At 67.0% G+C, this 19055-nt stretch carries 15 protein-coding genes; 14 read left to right on the forward strand and 1 reads right to left on the reverse strand.

The window, feature by feature from the left end; genetic code table 11:
* The first annotated feature begins 128 nt into the window (after positions 1-128).
* The 6 genes from secE to rplL all read left to right on the forward strand — a co-directional run bounded on the left by secE (position 129) and on the right by rplL (position 4135).
* On the forward strand, positions 129-515 hold the full coding sequence (gene secE / locus AB0H43_RS30850) for a preprotein translocase subunit SecE (protein WP_360005071.1): 387 nt from the start codon (positions 129-131) through the stop codon (positions 513-515).
* A 48-nt stretch (positions 516-563) separates the two neighbouring features.
* Positions 564-1226 (forward strand): transcription termination/antitermination protein NusG, encoded by a 663-nt coding sequence (nusG, locus tag AB0H43_RS30855; protein WP_360005323.1) that lies wholly within the window; start codon positions 564-566, stop codon positions 1224-1226.
* Positions 1227-1460: 234 nt separating this feature from the next.
* The gene (gene rplK, locus AB0H43_RS30860; protein WP_360005073.1) at positions 1461-1895 is read left to right on the forward strand and encodes a 50S ribosomal protein L11; all 435 of its coding nucleotides are present in this window, start codon (positions 1461-1463) and stop codon (positions 1893-1895) included.
* A gap of 80 nt (positions 1896-1975) precedes the next feature.
* Positions 1976-2689: a 50S ribosomal protein L1 gene (gene rplA / locus AB0H43_RS30865; protein WP_360005075.1), complete on the forward strand. Its 714-nt coding sequence runs from the start codon at positions 1976-1978 to the stop codon at positions 2687-2689.
* Between the two features lie 453 nt (positions 2690-3142).
* Positions 3143-3682, forward strand: coding sequence for a 50S ribosomal protein L10 (gene rplJ, locus AB0H43_RS30870; RefSeq protein WP_360005325.1), 540 nt, complete (start codon positions 3143-3145; stop codon positions 3680-3682).
* A 63-nt stretch (positions 3683-3745) separates the two neighbouring features.
* Positions 3746-4135, forward strand: coding sequence for a 50S ribosomal protein L7/L12 (gene rplL / locus AB0H43_RS30875; RefSeq protein ID WP_360005077.1), 390 nt, complete (start codon positions 3746-3748; stop codon positions 4133-4135).
* A gap of 48 nt (positions 4136-4183) precedes the next feature.
* On the opposite strand, the gene AB0H43_RS30880 is transcribed toward rplL, so the two are convergent.
* The gene (locus tag AB0H43_RS30880) at positions 4184-5347 is read right to left on the reverse strand and encodes a mannosyltransferase family protein (protein ID WP_360005079.1); all 1164 of its coding nucleotides are present in this window, start codon (positions 5345-5347) and stop codon (positions 4184-4186) included.
* 455 nt (positions 5348-5802) lie between these two features.
* Here AB0H43_RS30880 and AB0H43_RS30885 point away from each other — a divergent pair, with 455 nt between their 5' ends.
* From AB0H43_RS30885 to tuf, 8 genes are all read left to right on the forward strand, one after another.
* Positions 5803-9243: a DNA-directed RNA polymerase subunit beta gene (locus AB0H43_RS30885; RefSeq protein ID WP_360005080.1), complete on the forward strand. Its 3441-nt coding sequence runs from the start codon at positions 5803-5805 to the stop codon at positions 9241-9243.
* Between the two features lie 82 nt (positions 9244-9325).
* The gene (locus AB0H43_RS30890) at positions 9326-13216 is read left to right on the forward strand and encodes a DNA-directed RNA polymerase subunit beta' (RefSeq protein ID WP_360005082.1); all 3891 of its coding nucleotides are present in this window, start codon (positions 9326-9328) and stop codon (positions 13214-13216) included.
* A gap of 84 nt (positions 13217-13300) precedes the next feature.
* Positions 13301-13624 carry a hypothetical protein gene (locus AB0H43_RS30895; RefSeq protein ID WP_360005084.1) on the forward strand — a complete coding sequence of 108 codons (324 nt, stop codon included), beginning with the start codon at positions 13301-13303 and terminating at the stop codon, positions 13622-13624.
* Positions 13625-13673: 49 nt separating this feature from the next.
* Positions 13674-14111 carry a hypothetical protein gene (locus tag AB0H43_RS30900; RefSeq protein WP_360005086.1) on the forward strand — a complete coding sequence of 146 codons (438 nt, stop codon included), beginning with the start codon at positions 13674-13676 and terminating at the stop codon, positions 14109-14111.
* A gap of 540 nt (positions 14112-14651) precedes the next feature.
* Complete coding sequence (gene rpsL, locus AB0H43_RS30905) at positions 14652-15035, forward strand: 30S ribosomal protein S12 (RefSeq protein ID WP_120317147.1); 384 nt, start codon at positions 14652-14654, stop codon at positions 15033-15035.
* A gap of 2 nt (positions 15036-15037) precedes the next feature.
* Positions 15038-15508 (forward strand): 30S ribosomal protein S7, encoded by a 471-nt coding sequence (rpsG, locus tag AB0H43_RS30910; RefSeq protein WP_360005088.1) that lies wholly within the window; start codon positions 15038-15040, stop codon positions 15506-15508.
* Between the two features lie 78 nt (positions 15509-15586).
* Positions 15587-17683, forward strand: coding sequence for an elongation factor G (gene fusA / locus AB0H43_RS30915; RefSeq protein ID WP_360005089.1), 2097 nt, complete (start codon positions 15587-15589; stop codon positions 17681-17683).
* 122 nt (positions 17684-17805) lie between these two features.
* Entirely contained in the window at positions 17806-18999 is a 1194-nt protein-coding gene (gene tuf, locus AB0H43_RS30920; protein ID WP_360005091.1) for an elongation factor Tu, read from the forward strand.
* The last annotated feature ends 56 nt before the right edge of the window (positions 19000-19055 follow it).

Below are 19055 nucleotides of genomic sequence, written 5' to 3' on the forward strand. Positions count from 1 at the left end.
GCTTGATGCCTTCCGGAGCGGGGCCTGGCCTCCAGCCAACGCAGGCGCGATTCGGCGGGCGTTCGGCTAGCGTGTGACTGAGTGCGGAAACAAGCACTCCCACCCCCGCGACACGGAAGTAGGGCGAAGTGGCCGAGAGCAATCGACGTGGCGAGGGCGCCGCGGCCGAGCACGTCGAGGACGTGTTCGACGACGCTGTCGACGACGACGCCGAGCTGACCGAGGAGAGCCCGACCGGCACGAAGTCGGCCAAGGCGGCGTCGAAGAAGGACGCCAAGGATGCCAAGGCGGCCAAGCGCTCGGAGGGCCGGGGCCTGTTCGGCCTGCGCCGGATCTGGCTGTTCTTCCGTGAGGTCATCGGCGAGCTGCGCAAGGTCATCTGGCCGACGCGCAAGGATCTGCTGACCTACACCGCTGTCGTGGTGGTATTCGTTGCGATCATGATGACGCTCGTCGGCCTCCTCGATCTCGGTTATGCCAAGGGTGTGCTGTACATCTTCGGCAACCCTAAGTGACAGATGTGACGGAAGTGAGCGAGCGTGGCTGAGTACGACGAGACCGCCGTGACCGAGGAGGTCGCAGACCAGGCCGAAGAGACGGCCGTGGTCGAGCCGGCGGACGACGACGCTCCCTTCGACCCGGTCGCCGAGCTGCGGCAGAAGCTTCGCTTCGCCCCTGGCGACTGGTACGTGGTGCACTCGTACGCCGGTTACGAGAACAAGGTCAAGACGAACCTCGAGACCCGGATCACCAGCCTCGACATGGAGGACTTCATCTTCCAGGTGGAGGTCCCGACCCGCGAAGAGGCCGAGATCAAGAACGGCAAGCGGCAGGTCGTCACCAACAAGGTGTTCCCGGGCTACATCCTCGTCCGGATGGACCTGACGCCGGAGTCCTACTCCTGCGTCCGCAACACGCCTGGCGTGACGGGCTTCGTCGGCGCGACCGACCGGGCCGACCGTCCCGCGCCGCTGAGCCTCGACGAGGTCCTCAAGTGGCTCGCCCCGGCGGCCGTGGCCGAGCCTGGCAAGAAGGCCAAGGTCGAGGTCAAGGTGCTGGACTTCGAGGTCGGCGACTCGGTCACGGTGACCGACGGCGCCTTCGCCTCGCTGCAGGCCACCATCAACGAGATCAACGCCGACCAGCAGAAGCTCAAGGTCCTGGTCTCGATCTTCGGCCGCGAGACGCCGGTTGAGCTGAACTTCAACCAGGTCTCCAAGATCTAGCCGATCAAGTCGCGTCAGCCGGCTCACGCGAGTCGGCTGACGCGAGTGCCGCCGCCCGAATGGATGCTCATCTCAGTTTCGGGGCGGGTTCGGAGATCGAATTCATCGGCGTTATCATGGAACGTCCGGCCTGTGAACAGGTGCGCTGACCGTGCGCGCCGAACAGGCCGGTCCGGTGAAAACCACCCCGGGCGGGATGCGGCCGCACCCTGCCCATACAGCCCAGGAAGAGACATGCCTCCGAAGAAGAAGAAGATCGTCAAGACGTTCACGCTTCAGCTGAAGGCTGCGTCGGCGACTCCGGCTCCGCCGGTCGGTCCCGCGCTCGGTCAGCACGGTGTGAACATCATGGAGTTCGTCAAGGCGTACAACGCCGCGACCGACTCGATGCGCGGTGACGTCGTTCCGGCGCAGATCACCGTTTACGAGGACCGTTCCTTCACCTTCGTGCTGAAGACCCCGCCCGCCGCCCAGCTGCTGATCAAGGCGGCCGGCGTGCCCAAGGGCTCGGGCGTTCCGCACAAGGACAAGGTCGGGAAGGTCACCAGCGCCCAGGTGCGGGAGATCGCCGAGAAGAAGATGGCCGACCTCAACGCCAACGACGTCGAGCAGGCCATGAAGATCATCGCCGGCACCGCCCGGTCGATGGGCATCACCGTCAGCGAGTGACCTCAAGGCGCCCGCTCGCCGGGTGCCGTGGGAGAGCCGCCCCACGCGGCTCGTTGCAGACCACAGGAGATTAAGCAGAGATGCAGCACAGCAAGGCTTACAAGCAGGCGGCCGAGAAGATCGACCGCACCAAGCTCTACGCCCCCGCCGACGCCATCAAGCTGGCGAAGGAGACGAGCCCCACCAAGTTCGACGCCACGGTCGAGGTCGCGATGCGCCTCGGTGTCGACCCGCGTAAGGCGGACCAGATGGTCCGGGGCACCGTCAACCTGCCGCACGGCACCGGCAAGACCGCTCGCGTGATCGTGTTCGCCGCCGGTGAGAAGGCTGCCGAGGCGGAAGCCGCCGGGGCCGACGTCGTCGGCACCGACGAGCTGGTCGCCCGGATTCAGGAGGGGTGGCTGGAGTTCGACGCGGCGATCGCCACGCCGGACCAGATGGCCAAGATCGGCCGGATCGCGCGGATCCTGGGCCCGCGCGGCCTCATGCCGAACCCGAAGACCGGCACCGTCACGATGGACGTCACCAAGGCCGTCAACGAGATCAAGGGTGGCAAGATCACCTTCCGGGTGGACAAGCACTCCAACCTCCACCTGATCATCGGCAAGGCGTCGTTCTCGGCCGAGCAGCTGATCGACAACTACGCCGCGGTCGTCGACGAGGTCCAGCGGGCCAAGCCGTCCGCGGCCAAGGGCAAGTACGTCAAGAAGATCACCGTCACCACGACCATGGGCCCCGGCGTCCCGGTCGACCCGAACGTGACGCGGAACTTCCACGAGGGCGCGGAGGCCTGACCGCCACCCGCCGTCCGACGTAGACAGAGGCTTGAGCTCCCCCGTGGCGCTCAAGCCTCTGTCGCTTTTTCTACAGGGAACCCCTGACACTTTCGAGGATCGCCACGTCGTCCGCGCCCAGCAGCCGGGCCGACCCCGAGGTCGGCCGCGAGCTGCCGGATAGAGGGCGCCGGTGTCTCACGTCATAGGCGGGCCGATTTGGCATCGGCGGGGCGCTCCGCGTACTCTTGCTGGAGTTTCACCCAAAGACCGCTGGTCATCGCGCCCGCAAGGGCGTGGTCGAAGGCCCCGCGACAGGCGGGCGGCCCGCGCAGGATGACGGATTTGCTCCCGGCGCGAAAGCGCCGAAGAAGCCCCGTGCGCCTGCGCCGGGGCGTTTTGCTTTTCACGGTTCCTCCCAGCCCGGGTTACCGGGCGCGACCTGACCAGCTCGAAGCAGGAGAGAGGAGGGACATGGCGGACAAGCCGATTCGGGCCGACAAGGCGGGCGCGGTCGCGGAGCTCACCGAGAACTTCCGCAACTCGCCGGCCACCGTGCTCACCGAGTACCGCGGACTGACCGTGGCGCAGCTGACCGAGCTGCGGCGCTCGCTGGGCCGGACGACCAGCTACACGGTCGCGAAGAACACGCTCGCGAAGCGGGCCGCGACCGAGGCTGGCATCGATGGCCTCGATGCGCTGTTCACCGGTCCTACCGCGCTCGCCTTCGTCTCCGGCGACCCCGTCGAGGCTGCGAAGAGCCTTCGTGATTTCGCGAAGGCCAACCCGCTGCTCGTCATCAAGGGTGGCGTTTTCGAGGGCAAGGCGATCACGGCGGCCGAGGTCACCAAGATCGCCGACCTGGAGTCCCGCGAGGTGCTGCTAGCCAAGCTGGCCGGCGCCATGAAGGCGAACCTGAGCAAGGCCGCGGCCGTGCTGCAGGCCCCGCTCTCGAAGACCGCTCGCACGGTCGCCGCACTGCAGGACAAGCGCGCGCAGGAAGGTGCCGAGTAAGCCCTCCGGGCGTTCGGCACCGTGGACCCACGATTTTCGTAGTTTGAGAAAGGACGCCAAACAATGGCGAAGCTGAGCACCGAGGAGCTCCTTGACGCGTTCAAGGAGATGACCCTGATCGAGCTCTCCGAGTTCGTGAAGCAGTTCGAGGAGACCTTCGACGTCACCGCGGCCGCGCCGGTCGCCGTCGGCGTTGCCGCGCCCGCCGCCGGCGGCGCGGCGGCCGAGGCCCCCGAGGAGAAGGACGAGTTCGACGTCGTCCTCGAGAACGACGGTGGCAAGAAGATCCAGGTCATCAAGGTCGTGCGTGAGCTGACCGGCCTGGGCCTGAAGGAGGCCAAGGACCTCGTCGAGGCCGCCCCCAAGGCGATCCTCGAGAAGGTCAACAAGGAGACCGCCGACAAGGCCAAGGCGAAGCTCGACGCCGAGGGCGCGGGCGTCACGCTCAAGTAACACCTGTCGAAAGGGGGCCGTGGACAGCCACGGCCCCCTTTCGCGTACTCAGGAGACGAAGGTGTCCCGGTTGAGGAACGTGAGGATGTTGATCACGTTCAGCGCCATCAGAGCGAGCAGCAGCGACCGGTCCAGCAGCTCCTTCGCCCCGATCCGGCCCAGCACCAGGAAGATCGGGACGATCTCCAGGAGAAACCGGGGCAGGGAACCCAGCGGGTCGTCGGGTCCCACCTCGGTGATCACCAGGGGCAGGAACAGCGCCGCGGCGTACACGAGGAGATAGCGCTGGTCGGCGCGGAACCGGAACGGCCCCACGACCGCGAGCACCAGCGTGATCAGCCCGAGCCCGAACAGCGCGAGCTGCTGCACGTAGAGCAGGCTGCGCGCACTCAGCAGCGGCTGCTCGCCGATCAGCCGCAGCGCGTGCCACTGCGGCACGCCGGGCCATTGATAAGCCCGATGCCAGTGGTCCTGGGCGTGCGCGAAGGCCAGCGGGTCGCCGGTGGTCCGCCAGCAATAGAAGGTGTACGCCAGAAGCCCGGCCGGGACCAGGAAAAGCGCGAGCGCAGACCACCGGGGACGGCGATGCACCCGCAGATACTCGTACGCCAGCGGCAGCAGCAGGAGCAGCCCGAAGAGCCGGACAGTGCCAGCCAGACCGCCCAGGAGCCCCGCGACCCACCAGTTCCCCCGGCGGGCCGCATAGAGGGCGCCGACCGCGAAGAGGATGAACAGGCCTTCGTTGTACGGGGCGTAGAGGAAGAACGCGGTCGGGAAGGCGACGACATAGAAGACCGTACGCCGCGCGACCGCCTTGTCGAACTCGTGCTCGGCCAGCCGCTGGAGGAGGATCAGCGCCCCGAGCGCGACGAGCATCGTGATGATCGGACCGGCCACCCGCTGCCCGCCGGGCAGATAGTCGCTCGCGTGCAGAAGCAGCGGGTACGCCGGGAAGAAGGCGTGCCGTTCGAAGGTGTCGTATCCGCGTTCGGCGATGTCGAGGTAGTGGCCGGAGTCCCAGATGAGCCAGTCTTCGAAGATCAGCTTGGCCGGCCGCGGCTCGGTGCCCAGCACGCGATAGTGGTACGCCGTCGTCAGAAGGAAGACGAAGGCCCCGACACCCCACGCGACCAGGGCCGGAAGGTACCGCCGGAGGGTCTGGCGGGCGGGCGCCCGGCGTGTCGCGGGCGAGGTCAGCACGTTCGAAGTCATGGCTCCTCGACGGGTCTTTCGGCCGGTCAGCGGGGGGTCTGCGGGTGGATTCGCCAGGCTTCGCCGACGGCTCATGATGCCACGCCCACACTGTTATGCGGCATGGTCTTGACGTGGCAGGCGGCGGAGGGCACGCTGATGTCAGAACAACACGCTGGTTGCCAGAAGAGAGGACAGTCGCCGCCAAAGCGCCTGAGACGGTTTGCCCCGTTCGGTTCGAGGGAAACTGTCGCCCCGCTGGGTTAGGGTGGTGTGCGACACGTCTGGCCCGGTTTTGCCGTGGCGACTTTACAGCGGCGTGCCTTCCGGCTACACTGCTAGTTTGCGCTGCCCTTCTATCTGCCCCTGCCTGGGATGACTTCCCCGCGGACTTTCCGCGCGGTAGTTCCGGATCAGGGGTTGTTGGAGTGCACGCGTAACGGCCGTTGCACCATCGGTCCTCGGAAGGACGTATCTTGGCAACTTCCCGCCCTGCGAAGACCAGTCGTACGTCGAGCGCTTTCGCTCCCCGCCGGATCTCCTTCGGCAGGATCACCGAACATCTAGAGGTCCCCAACCTTCTCGCCATCCAGACCGAGTCCTTCGACTGGCTGGTCGGCAACGAGGCTTGGCAGACCCGCTCGGCAGCTGATCAGCACGCCCGCTCGGGCCTCGCAGAAATCCTCGAAGAGATCAGTCCCATCGAGGACTTCTCCGGCACCATGTCGCTTTCCTTCTCCAACCCGCGCTTCGAAGAGGTCAAGGCCTCGATCGAGGAGTGCAAGGAGAAGGACCTGACCTACTGCGCGCCTCTCTTCGTTACCGCGGAGTTCACCAACAACACCACCGGCGAGATCAAGAGCCAGACGGTGTTCATGGGTGACTTCCCGATGATGACGCCGAAGGGCACTTTCATCATCAACGGCACGGAGCGGATCGTCGTATCCCAGCTTGTCCGTTCTCCGGGTGTCTACTTCACCAAGGAGCCGGACAAGACCTCCGACCGTGACCTGACGAGCGTCAAGGTCATCCCGAGCCGGGGCGCCTGGCTCGAATTCGACATCGACAAGCGCGACACCGTCGGCGTGCGGATCGACCGCAAGCGCCGGCAGGCCGTCACCGTCCTGCTGAAGGCGATCGGCTGGTCCGCGGACCAGATCCGGGAGCGCTTCGGCTGGTCTGAGCTGCTCATGACCACGCTGGAGAAGGACCACATCGCCAGCCAGGACGAGGCGCTGCTCGACATCTACCGCAAGCTGCGTCCGGGCGAGCCGCCGACGCGGGAGAACGCGCAGACCCTTCTCGACAACCTGTTCTTCAACCCGAAGCGCTACGACGTCGCGAAGGTCGGTCGCTACAAGTTCAACAAGAAGCTGGAGATCGACGTCCCGATCACCACCGGCGTCCTGACCGAGGAAGACATCGTCTCGACCGTCGAGTACCTCGCCCGCCTGCACGTGGGCGAAGAGGGCTACGAGGCCGACGACATCGACCACTTCGGCAACCGGCGTCTGCGTACGGTGGGCGAGCTCATCCAGAACCAGGTCCGCGTCGGCCTGTCCCGGATGGAGCGCGTCGTCCGCGAGCGCATGACGACCCAGGACGTCGAGGCGATCACGCCGCAGACCCTGATCAACATCCGCCCCGTGGTGGCCGCGATCAAGGAGTTCTTCGGCACGTCGCAGCTCTCCCAGTTCATGGACCAGACCAACCCGCTCGCGGGTCTGACCCACCGGCGCCGACTGTCGGCGCTCGGCCCGGGTGGTCTGTCCCGGGAGCGCGCCGGCTTCGAGGTCCGTGACGTCCACCCGTCGCACTACGGCCGCATGTGCCCGATCGAGACGCCGGAAGGCCCGAACATCGGCCTCATCGGCGCCCTGTCCACCTTCGCCCGGGTCAACCCGTTCGGCTTCATCGAGACGCCGTACCGGAAGGTCGTCGAGGGTCGTGTGAGCGACCAGATCGACTACCTGACCGCGGACGAGGAGGACCGGCACGTCATCGCGCAGGCCAACGAGCCGCTGATGGCGGACGGTCACTTCGTCGGCGACCGCGTGCTCGTCCGCCGGAAGGGCGGCGAGGTCGACTTCGTCGCGCCGACGCAGGTCGACTACATGGACGTCTCGCCGCGCCAGATGGTGTCGGTCGCGACCGCGATGATCCCGTTCCTCGAGCACGACGACGCCAACCGGGCCCTGATGGGCGCGAACATGCAGCGTCAGGCCGTGCCGCTGGTCAAGGCGGAGTCCCCGCTGGTCGGCACCGGCATGGAGTACCGGGCCGCGGTCGACGCCGGCGACGTGGTCGTGGCCGAGGTCGGCGGTGTGGTCGAGGACCTCTGCGCCGACTACGTGACGGTCCACCAGGACGACGGCCACCGCCGCACGTACCTGCTGCACAAGTTCCGCCGCTCCAACTCGGGTTCCTGCGTCAACCAGAAGCCCGTCGTCTTCGAGGGCGACCGCGTCGAGGCCGGCCAGGTCATCGCCGACGGTCCCTGCACCGACGAGGGCGAGATGGCGCTCGGGCGCAACCTGCTGGTCGCGTTCATGCCGTGGGAGGGCCACAACTACGAGGACGCGATCATCCTGTCGCAGCGCCTCGTGCAGGAGGACGTGCTCACCTCGATCCACATCGAGGAGCACGAGGTCGACGCCCGGGACACCAAGCTGGGTCCGGAGGAGATCACTCGCGACATCCCGAACGTCAGCGAGGAGATGCTCGCCGACCTCGATGAGCGCGGCATCATCCGGATCGGCGCCGAGGTCGTCCCCGGCGACATCCTGGTCGGCAAGGTCACGCCCAAGGGCGAGACCGAGCTGACCCCGGAGGAGCGGCTGCTCCGCGCGATCTTCGGGGAGAAGGCGCGGGAGGTCCGGGACACCTCGCTGAAGGTGCCGCACGGCGAGACCGGCACGGTCATCGGCGTACGCACGTTCTCCCGCGAGGACGGCGACGAGCTGCCGCCGGGCGTCAACGAGCTGGTCCGGGTCTACGTGGCCCAGAAGCGGAAGATCCAGGACGGTGACAAGCTCGCGGGCCGCCACGGCAACAAGGGCGTCATCTCCAAGATCCTTCCGGTCGAGGACATGCCGTTCCTCGAGGACGGCACGCCGGTCGACATCGTGCTCAACCCGCTGGGTGTGCCCTCGCGAATGAACATCGGGCAGGTCCTGGAGACCCACCTCGGGTGGGTGGCCAAGACCGGCTGGAAGATCGAGGGCGAGGACGAGGACTGGAAGAAGGCTCTCCGGTCGATCGACGCCCACGAGTCGGAGCCCGACACGAACGTGGCCACGCCGGTCTTCGACGGCGCCAAGGAGGAGGAGATCACCGGTCTGCTCGCCTCGACGCTGCCGAACCGCGACGGCCAGCAGCTCGTGGGCGCCTCCGGCAAGGCCCAGCTGTTCGACGGCCGCAGCGGTGAGCCGCTGCCGGACCCGATCGCGGTGGGCTACATCTACATCCTGAAGCTGAACCACCTGGTCGACGACAAGATCCACGCTCGGTCGACCGGTCCGTACTCGATGATCACGCAGCAGCCGCTGGGTGGTAAGGCGCAGTTCGGTGGTCAGCGCTTCGGTGAGATGGAGTGCTGGGCGATGCAGGCCTACGGCGCGGCGTACGCGCTGCAGGAGCTGCTCACCATCAAGTCCGACGACGTCCTCGGCCGGGTGAAGGTCTACGAGGCGATCGTCAAGGGCGAGAACATTCCGGAGCCGGGCATCCCGGAGTCGTTCAAGGTTCTCCTCAAGGAACTCCAGTCGCTCTGCCTGAACGTGGAGGTCCTCTCCAGCGACGGCGTCGCCCTGGAGATGCGGGAGACCGACGACGAGGTGTTCCGTGCGGCCGAGGAGCTGGGCATCGACTTGTCCCGCCGGCCCAACGAAGGCGTGATCAGCGTCGACGAAGTCTGATCAAGGTGCCGCCGGGGGCCGCGAGGCCCCCGGCACACCCCACGAAGACGATTTAGGCAAGAACGAGCCAGAAGGAAATTAAGTGCTCGACGTTAACTTCTTCGATGAGCTGCGAATCGCCCTGGCGACCGCGGAAGACATTCGACGCTGGTCGCACGGCGAGGTCAAGAAGCCCGAGACCATCAACTACCGCACCCTGAAGCCCGAGAAGGACGGACTCTTCTGCGAGAAGATCTTCGGCCCGCAGCGGGACTGGGAGTGCTACTGCGGCAAGTACAAGCGGGTCCGCTTCAAGGGCATCGTCTGTGAGCGGTGCGGCGTCGAGGTGACCCGGTCCAAGGTGCGTCGTGAGCGGATGGGCCACATCGAGCTGGCCGCGCCGGTCACGCACATCTGGTACTTCAAGGGCGTCCCGAGCCGGCTGGGCTACCTGCTCGACCTGGCTCCGAAGGACCTCGAGAAGATCATCTACTTCGCGTCGTACGTGATCACGAGCGTCGACACCGAGGCGCGTCACCGCGACCTCTCGACGATCGAGAACGAGATCTTCGCGGAGAAGCGCCAGGCGGAGAACGCCCGGGACGCCGAGATCGAGAAGCGCGCCGCCAAGCTCGAGGCCGACCTGGCCGAGCTGGAGGCGGAGGGCGCCAAGGCCGACGTACGCCGCAAGGTCAAGGAGTCCGGCGAGCGCGAGATGCGCCAGATCCGGGACAAGGCCCAGCGGGAGATCGACCGGCTCGACGAGGTGCTCGACACCTTCCGGAAGCTGGACTCGAAGCAGCTGGTCACCGACGAGCTGCTCTACCGCGAGCTGCGTGACCGGTTCGGCGAGTACTTCACCGGTGGCATGGGCGCCGAGGCGATCAAGGCGCTGCTGGAGAACATGGACCTCAGCAACGAGGCCGACGATCTCCGCGAGACCATCCGCACCGGCAAGGGCCAGCGCAAGATCCGGGCGCTCAAGCGACTCAAGGTCGTCGCTGCGTTCCTGAACACGAACAACTCGCCGCTCGGCATGGTGCTGGACTGCGTACCGGTCATCCCGCCGGACCTGCGCCCGATGGTGCAGCTCGACGGTGGCCGCTTCGCCACCAGCGACCTGAACGACCTCTACCGTCGCGTGATCAACCGCAACAACCGCCTCAAGCGTCTGATCGACCTCGGCGCGCCCGAGATCATCGTGAACAACGAGAAGCGGATGCTGCAGGAGGCCGTCGACGCGCTGTTCGACAACGGCCGGCGCGGCCGTCCGGTCACCGGACCGGGTAACCGCCCGCTGAAGTCGCTGTCCGACATGCTCAAGGGCAAGCAGGGCCGGTTCCGCCAGAACCTGCTCGGCAAGCGCGTGGACTACTCCGGCCGGTCGGTCATCGTCGTCGGCCCGCGGCTGAAGCTGCACCAGTGCGGTCTGCCCAAGCAGATGGCGCTGGAGCTGTTCAAGCCGTTCGTGATGAAGCGCCTGGTCGACCTGAACCACGCGCAGAACATCAAGTCCGCCAAGCGGATGGTCGAGCGTCAGCGGCCGGTCGTGTGGGACGTCCTCGAAGAGGTCATCACCGAGCACCCGGTCCTGCTGAACCGCGCGCCCACCCTGCACCGCCTGGGCATCCAGGCCTTCGAGCCGCAGCTGGTCGAGGGCAAGGCGATCCAGATCCACCCGCTCGTCTGCACCGCCTTCAACGCGGACTTCGACGGCGACCAGATGGCGGTCCACGTGCCGCTGTCGGCGGAGGCGCAGGCCGAGGCCCGGATCCTGATGCTGTCCTCGAACAACATCCTCAAGCCGGCCGACGGCAAGCCGGTCACCATGCCGACCCAGGACATGGTGATCGGGCTCTACCACCTGACGCACCTGCGGACAGGGCTGGCGGGCGAGGGCCGGGCGTTCAGCACGGACGCCGAGGCTCGGATGGCGTACGACCAGGGCGAGCTGCACCTGCAGGCGCCGGTCAAGATCCGTCTCGACGGCCTGATCGGTGTCGACAACGGCGCGGGTCAGCCCGAATGGGAGGCCCCGGAGGACTGGGAGCCCGGCCAGCCGCTGGTCGTGGACACCACCCTCGGCCGGGTCCTGTTCAACGAGACCCTGCCGGTCGGCTACCGCTTCGTGAACTACGAGATCCGCAAGGGTCAGCTCTCGGCGATCGTCAACGACCTCGCCGAGCGCTTCCCGAAGGTCGCCCTGGCCGCGACGCTCGACGCCCTCAAGGAGGCCGGTTTCCACTGGGCCACCTGGTCCGGTGTGACCATCGGCATCGAGGACGTCGTCCAGCCGCCGGCCAAGCGGGCCATCCTCGAGCGCTACGAGAAGGAGGCCGAGCGGATCGACAAGCAGTACCAGCGCGGTCTCATGACCTCTGAGGAGCGCCGGGGCGAGCTGATCCAGATCTGGACCAAGGCGACCAACGAGGTCGCCAAGGAGATGGAGACGGCCCTGCCGCAGGAGGGCTCGCTGTGGAAGATGATCCACTCGGGCGCCCGCGGTAACCTGCTCCAGCTGCGGCAGATCGCCGCGATCCGTGGTCTGGTGGCCAACCCGAAGGGTGAGATCATCCCGCGCCCGATCAAGTCCTCGTTCCGTGAGGGTCTGTCGGTGCTGGAGTACTTCATCTCCACCCACGGCGCCCGCAAGGGTCTGGCCGACACCGCGCTGCGTACCGCCGACTCGGGTTACCTGACCCGTCGTCTGGTGGACGTCTCGCAGGACGTCATCATCCGCGAAGAGGACTGCGGCACCGACCGGGCCATCCCGGTGCACGTCGGTGAGCGGGCCGACGGCACGGTCGTCGTGCACGAGTTCGCGGAGACCGGCGCCCACGCGCGTACGCTCGCCGACGACATCACCGACAGCAGCGGCAAGATCGTCGCCAACGCGGGTGTCGACCTCAACTCGATCGTCATCGACGCGCTGGTCAAGGCCGGTGTCGAGACGGTACGCGTCCGCAGCGTGCTGACCTGTGAGTCCAAGCTCGGCGTCTGCGCCGCCTGCTACGGGCGGTCGCTGCCGACCGGTAAGACGGTCGACGTCGGCGAGGCGGTCGGCATCATCGCGGCCCAGTCCATCGGTGAGCCCGGTACGCAGCTGACGATGCGTACCTTCCACACCGGTGGTGTCGCGGGTGAGGACATCACCCAGGGTCTGCCCCGTGTCCAGGAGATCTTCGAGGCGCGGGTGCCCAAGGGCAAGGCGCCGATCGCGGAGACCCCGGGCCGGATCCGGATCGAGGACGGCGACCGGTCGCGGAAGATCATCATCGTGCCGGACGACGGCAGCGACGAGATCGTCCACGACAAGATCTCCAAGCGCGTACGCCTCCGGGTGCACGACGGTGCGCACGTGGAGGTCGGCGAGAAGCTGACCGAGGGCACCATCGACCCGCACGAGCTCCTCCGGGTGCTCGGGCCGCGGGCCGTGCAGGTCCACCTGACCCAGGAGGTCCAGGAGGTCTACCGCTCGCAGGGCGTGATGATCCACGACAAGCACATCGAGATCATCATTCGGCAGATGCTCAAGCGCGTCACGGTCATCGACTCCGGCGCGACCGAGTTCCTGCCGGGTGTGCTGGTCGACCGGGCGCAGTTCGAGTCGGAGAACCGTCGTGTCGTGTCCGAGGGCGGCGAGCCCGCGGCCGGACGTCCGGTGCTGATGGGTATCACGAAGGCGTCGCTCGCCACCGAGTCGTGGCTCTCGGCCGCCTCCTTCCAGGAGACGACCCGGGTGCTCACCGAAGCGGCGATCAACAGCCGGAGCGACTCGCTCATCGGCCTCAAGGAGAACGTCATCATCGGTAAGCTCATCCCGGCCGGTACCGGCATCAGCAAGTACCGCAACATCCGGGTGGAGCCGACCGAGGAGGCGAAGGCGAAGGTCTACTCGATGACCGCCGCCTACGGCGAGACCGACTACGGGTTCGGCCCGGCGAGTGGTCTGGCCGTCCCGCTGGACGACTTCGACTTCGGGGCGTACCGCTGATCTGTCTGATCGGCTGAACAAACGCAAGGCGCGGCCCGCGATCACTTTCGATCGCGGGCCGCGTCGCGTTGATAATCTACGCGAATGCGACACCCGGACGATCCGGAGCCGATCCGCGACAGCAAGGCGCTCACCGCGTACATCTTGGGCTGGCTCGCGGTGGCCACGGGCCTGCTCGTGGGCGGCGTCGTCCCGGCCGTCGTGGCCCTGGCCCTGGCCCGCCAGGCCCGCGGGGAGATCGCCGAGGGGCAGGGCTGGCGCACCGGGGATCGCCTGGCGGTACGCGGACAGTTCCTCGCCTGGATCGCGTTGGCGCTCGCGGCGCTCGCGATCTGCGCGGCCGTGACCATCGGTGTGCTGACCCGGTCGGCGAACCCGGCGCACGACTTCCCGCCCGGCGTGAACTGACCGCACTTCGGCGGTTCGCTGATGCGGCGAGTATGCGAGGATCGCAGGCGTGACCCAGTCGACCGGTCTGCCGGCCCCGATCCCACCGGTGCGGTTTCCCCCGCCGGCGCGGATCGACCCCGTCCCCGGTACGCCCTATGGCCTGGCCATCCTGCCGATCCGCCCGATCCTGACCGGGCTGGCCTCGGGCAGTCTGGCGGCCGGCATCGCCGGGCTGCTCGTCAGCGGGGTCGTGGCGATCTTCGCGTTGGCCGCGACCAGCGCCGATTGGGGTGCGCTCGCCGCCGGCGCGTTCGCAGTCCTGGCACTCGTCCTGAGCGCCGGCGCCGTGGTCCTGGGTGCGTTCGGCTTACGCCAGGTGCGGCGGTCGTCCGCCCTGACCGGCAAGGGCCTGGCCCTCAGTGGCCTGATCTGCGGCGGGCTGGGTGTCGCGGTCACGCTCATCGCTGTGATCTCAGCCATCCTCCTGGTGGCGACCCGGGCTTGACCTGCGGCCGTGCCGATCGGCACCGGTGGGGCCGCTCACAGCTGCCAATCCCGTGCGACGCGGACGAACCGAGCGGGTAGACTGATTCGTGGAGCGGCCTGGAATGAAGCGTGCCGCGAAAACGGTCGGGTTTCCCAGAGCGAGTTTGGACCGGTGAAATCGGTCGGGAGCCCCCGTTTTGACCTGCGCGCTCGTGATAGGTACTCTTTCCCCTCGTGCCCGGGCATGCCTGGGCTCATCGTGCGTGCGCGATGGACGGCTGCCGCAAGGCGTCGGCAGTGCACCGCGACAACGGCAAACCCCGGCGGGCGAGTGATCGCGCGCCTGGCCCGTGGACCGGACGACACGCCCGACCGCGGGGGTCGGCAACGACCGCGACGCCCCAGGAAACGCCCTGGTCGGCGACGTGAGCAGAGCCGGTCGCATACAGGTTCGGCCGACCGGTGAGCGTCGCGGAGACGTCCATCGGCCGATCCAGTGAGAAGACCCTGGTCGCACCGAGCGGCCTTGTACAGGAGAGAACGGGAGCGGAGACACCCGGTGCCCACTATTCAGCAGTTGGTCCGCAAGGGCCGCCAGGCCAAGACGAGCAAGACCAAGACGCCGGCGCTCAAGGGCAGCCCGCAGCGTCGTGGCGTGTGCACCCGCGTGTACACCACCACTCCCAAGAAGCCGAACTCGGCTCTCCGGAAGGTCGCTCGCGTCAAGCTCAGCAGCCAGATCGAGGTGACCGCCTACATCCCGGGCGTGGGTCACAACCTGCAGGAGCACTCGATCGTCCTCGTTCGTGGTGGTCGTGTTAAGGACCTCCCCGGCGTTCGTTACAAGATCATTCGTGGTTCGCTGGACACCCAGGGCGTCCGCAACCGCAAGCAGGCCCGCAGCCGTTACGGCGCGAAGCTTGTCAAGGAAGGGAAGAAGTAACGATGCCGCGTAAGGGACCTGCTCCGCGTCGCCCGCTGGCCGCCGACCCGGTGTACAACTCGCCGCTGGTCACCCAGCTGGTCAACAAGATCCTGCAGGAAGGCAAGCGTCAGCTCGCCGAGCGGATCGTCTACGGCGCCCTCGAAGGCTGCCGCGAGAAGACCGGCACCGACCCGGTCGTCACGCTGAAGCGCGCGATGGACAACGTCAAGCCGACCCTCGAGGTCCGCAGCCGCCGTGTCGGTGGCGCGACCTACCAGGTGCCGGTCGAGGTTCGTCCGGCCCGCGCGACCACGCTGGGTCTGCGCTGGCTGGTGACCTACTCCAAGGCCCGCCGGGAGAAGACCATGGTCGAGCGGCTCATGAACGAGCTGCTGGACGCCAGCAACGGTCTGGGCGCTGCGGTGAAGCGGCGCGAGGACACGCACAAGATGGCCGAGTCGAACAAGGCTTTCGCCCACTACCGCTGGTAGTAATCGTTCGGTGCCGGGCCGACCCGGCCCGGCACCACCCGAACCTAGGTTCACCCACCTTCTGAAGGGAACTCGAAAGTGGCCGCCGCAAACGCCGCGCTCGCCAAGCTCCGCAACATCGGCATCATGGCGCACATCGACGCCGGTAAGACGACCACGACCGAGCGCATCCTGTTCTACACCGGCATCACCCACAAGATCGGCGAGGTCCACGAGGGCGCCGCCGTCATGGACTGGATGGAGCAGGAGCAGGAGCGTGGTATCACGATCACTTCTGCCGCCACCAAGTGCGAGTGGAAGGGCCACCCGATCAACATCATCGACACGCCCGGCCACGTCGACTTCACGGTCGAGGTCGAGCGGTCGCTGCGCGTACTCGACGGTGCGGTCGCGGTCTACGACGGCGTCGCCGGCGTAGAGCCGCAGACCGAGAACGTCTGGCGCCAGGCGGACAAGTACAACGTTCCGCGTATGTGCTTCGTCAACAAGCTGGACCGGACGGGTGCGGACTTCTTCCGCTGCGTCCAGATGATGATCGACCGGCTGAATGCGACCCCGCTCGTGCTGCAGATCCCGATCGGGCTCGAGGCCGACCACATCGGCGTCGTCGACCTGCTGGGCATGCGCGCCCTCACGTGGCGCGGCGAGACTCAGAAGGGCGAGGACTACGCGGTCGAGGAGATCCCGGCCGACCTGCAGGCGCAGGCCGAGGAGTGGCGTACCAAGCTGCTCGAGACGCTGGCCGAGGCCGACGACGAGATCATGGAGAAGTACCTCGAGGGTGGCGAGTTCACCCTGGAGGAGCTGAAGGCCGCGATCCGTCGCGCCACCATCGCCGGCAAGGTCAACCCGGTCGTCACCGGTTCGGCGTTCAAGAACAAGGGCGTGCAGCCGATGCTGGACGCGGTCGTCGACTACCTGCCGTCGCCGCTGGACATCCCGGCCATCGACGGCACGCTGATGGACGGCGAGACCGTCGTCGAGCGCCACGCCGACGTCAGTGAGCCCTTCTCCGGCCTGGCCTTCAAGGTCCAGACGGACAAGCACCTGGGCAAGCTCACCTACGTCCGGGTCTACTCGGGCACGGTGGAGTCCGGCACCCAGGTCATCAACTCCACGAAGGACCGCAAGGAGCGGATCGGCAAGATCTACCAGATGCACGCGAACAAGCGCGAGGAGCGTACGTCCGCGCAGGCTGGTGACATCATCGCCGTCCAGGGTCTCAAGCAGACCACCACGGGTGACACGCTGTGCGACCCGGCCAACGCGGTGATCCTGGAGTCGATGACCTTCCCGGAGCCGGTCATCGACGTCGCGATCGAGCCGAAGACCAAGGCCGACCAGGAGAAGCTCTCCACCGCCATCCAGAAGCTGGCCGAAGAGGACCCGACCTTCCGCGTCAAGAACGACGAGGAGACGGGCCAGACGGTCATCTCCGGCATGGGCGAGCTGCACTTGGAAATCCTCGTCGACCGGATGAAGCGCGAGTTCAACGTCGAGGCGAACGTCGGCAAGCCGCAGGTCGCGTACCGCGAGACCATCCGCCGCGCGGTGGAGAAGGTCGAGTACACGCACAAGAAGCAGACCGGTGGTTCCGGCCAGTACGCGTCGGTGCTCATCTCCCTCGAGCCGCTGCCGCTCGACGGTGAGGCGACCTACGAGTTCGTCAACGCCGTCACCGGTGGTCGCATCCCGAAGGAGTTCATCCCGTCGGTCGACGCCGGCGCGCAGGACGCCATGCAGTACGGCGTACTCGCGGGCTACCCGCTGGTCGGCGTCAAGCTGATCCTGGTGGACGGCAAGTACCACGAGGTCGACTCGTCCGAGATGGCGTTCAAGATCGCCGGCTCGATGGCGCTGAAGGAGGCGGCTCGCAAGGCCGACCCGGCGCTGCTCGAGCCGATGATGGCCGTTGAGGTCACCACTCCGGAGGAGAACATGGGTGACGTCATCGGCGACCTCAACTCCCGCCGCGGCATCATCCAGGCGATGGAGGAGCGTGGCGGCGCCCGCGTCGTCCGTGCCCTGGTGCCGCTGTCGGAGATGTTCGGCTACGTCGGCGACCTGCGGTCGAAGACGCAGGGCCGGGCGAGCTACAGCATGCAGTTCGACTCCTACGCCGAGGTTCCCACGAACGTCGCGAAGGAGATCATCTCGAAGGCGACCGGCGAGTAATCGCCGTTAGCGTTGGAGAACGCCTGGCCGGTCATCGTGGCCGGTCAGGCGACTAGGAGAAGTCCAAAGCGCCGTGTGGCGCCGTCGGGCGTACGAACCAGACAGTCCACAGGAGGACACCAGTGGCGAAGGCGAAGTTCGAGCGGACTAAGCCGCACGTCAACATCGGCACCATTGGTCACATCGACCACGGTAAGACGACGCTGACGGCGGCCATCACGAAGGTCCTGCACGACAAGTACCCGGACCTCAACCCGTACACGCCGTTCGACGAGATCGACAAGGCGCCGGAGGAGAAGGCCCGCGGCATCACCATCTCGATCGCTCACGTCGAGTACCAGACCGAGTCGCGGCACTACGCGCACGTCGACTGCCCCGGTCACGCCGACTACATCAAGAACATGATCACCGGTGCCGCCCAGATGGACGGCGCGATCCTGGTGGTCGCGGCGACCGACGGCCCGATGCCGCAGACCAAGGAGCACGTGCTCCTGGCCCGCCAGGTCGGCGTTCCGTACATCGTCGTGGCGCTGAACAAGGCCGACATGGTCGACGACGCCGAGCTGCTCGACCTGGTCGAGCTCGAGGTCCGCGAGCTGCTGAGCACCTACGAGTTCCCGGGCGACGACGTCCCGGTCGTGCGGGTGTCGGCGCTCAAGGCGCTCGAGGGCGACGCGGAGTGGACCCAGGCTCTGCTTGGTCTGATGGACGCGGTCGACTCCGCGATCCCGCAGCCCGAGCGTGAGACCGAGAAGCCGTTCCTCATGCCCGTCGAGGACGTGTTCACGATCACCGGTCGTGGCACCGTCGTCACCGGTCGTGTCGAGCGCGGCGTCCTGCTCCCGAACGAGGACGTCGAGATCATCGGCATCAAGGACAAGGCGCTCAAGACCAAGGTCACGGCGATCGAGATGTTCCGCAAGACTCTCGACGACGCGCGTGCCGGAGAGAACGTCGGTCTGCTCCTGCGCGGTATCAAGCGTGAGGAGGTCGAGCGCGGCATGGTCGTCATCAAGCCGGGCACGACCACCCCGCACACGGAGTTCGAGGCGACGGTCTACATCCTCTCCAAGGAGGAGGGTGGCCGCCACACCCCGTTCTTCCAGAACTACCGTCCGCAGTTCTACTTCCGTACCACGGACGTCACCGGCGTCGTCACGCTGCCCGAGGGCACCGAGATGGTCATGCCGGGCGACACCACCAACATGACGGTCAAGCTGATCCAGCCCATCGCCATGGAGGAGAGCCTGCGGTTCGCGATCCGTGAGGGTGGCCGCACCGTCGGCGCCGGCCGGGTCACCAAGATCCTCAAGTGATCCATCGGCGGGCGCCCCGATCCGTCGGGGCGCCCGCCGCATGATCTGGGCCACAT

This window comes from Hamadaea sp. NPDC050747 (assembly GCF_040654195.1).
In the GTDB taxonomy this organism is placed as follows: domain Bacteria; phylum Actinomycetota; class Actinomycetes; order Mycobacteriales; family Micromonosporaceae; genus Hamadaea.